The 668-nt window shown below is 66.3% G+C and carries 1 protein-coding gene; it reads left to right on the plus strand.

All coding sequences use genetic code 11. The features are described 5' to 3' along the window. Positions 1-668 (plus strand): hypothetical protein (locus DUT91_RS25970; RefSeq protein WP_160113726.1); only part of this gene is annotated, 668 nt, incomplete at both ends.

Genomic DNA, 668 nt, shown 5'->3' on the forward strand with positions numbered 1-668 from the left:
TCGGCACGCTCCAGGTCGATTTCGCGCAAACCGTGACCCTGCCCGGCGCCGGCACGATGACGCTCACGTCCACCGATGGCACCGACAACCTGACGGAGGGCCAGCCGCACCAGTTGACGTGCACCTACAGGGACAGCAGCGGCAATCTGGTCCCGGCCAACACCAAGGTGCTGTGGTACGCCGCGCCGGATGACAGGCTCGCCTTCAGCGGCGGCAGCGGTGCCCAGCAGGGCGATCCCGCCAACACCTCCTACACCCAGGGCGCCACGGGCCAGGCCACCATCAATGTGACGGCCTCTCTGGGGGACGCTATCGCCGATGCGGTGATCGGCACGACGGGCATCTTCAGCCCGGCAGCCGGTGTCTACGACCACTCCGATCCCGATCTCGTGCTGGGCTTCGCAAACAAGTCACTCCAGGGCATCATGCTCGACAAGCCCTTCGCGCACAGCGCGCTGCCCAAAGACGACGAGGTCGTCCCGACCGACCTGACCGAGGTGGTGGCGGGCCGCATCGCGCTCAGCGGCAGCGGCAACGCCAACCAGCCTGTCCGCCTCATTCCAACGCCCGGCCAGGCCGGGCTCACGGTGTGGCAGACCACCGATCTCAAGACCCCCCTGACGCTGCAGTATGACGGCACGCAAAAGCAATATTATTATTCCCTGACC

Origin of the sequence: Paramesorhizobium salinisoli (genome assembly GCF_003335045.1) — a bacterium.
Lineage (GTDB): Bacteria > Pseudomonadota > Alphaproteobacteria > Rhizobiales > Rhizobiaceae > Paramesorhizobium > Paramesorhizobium salinisoli.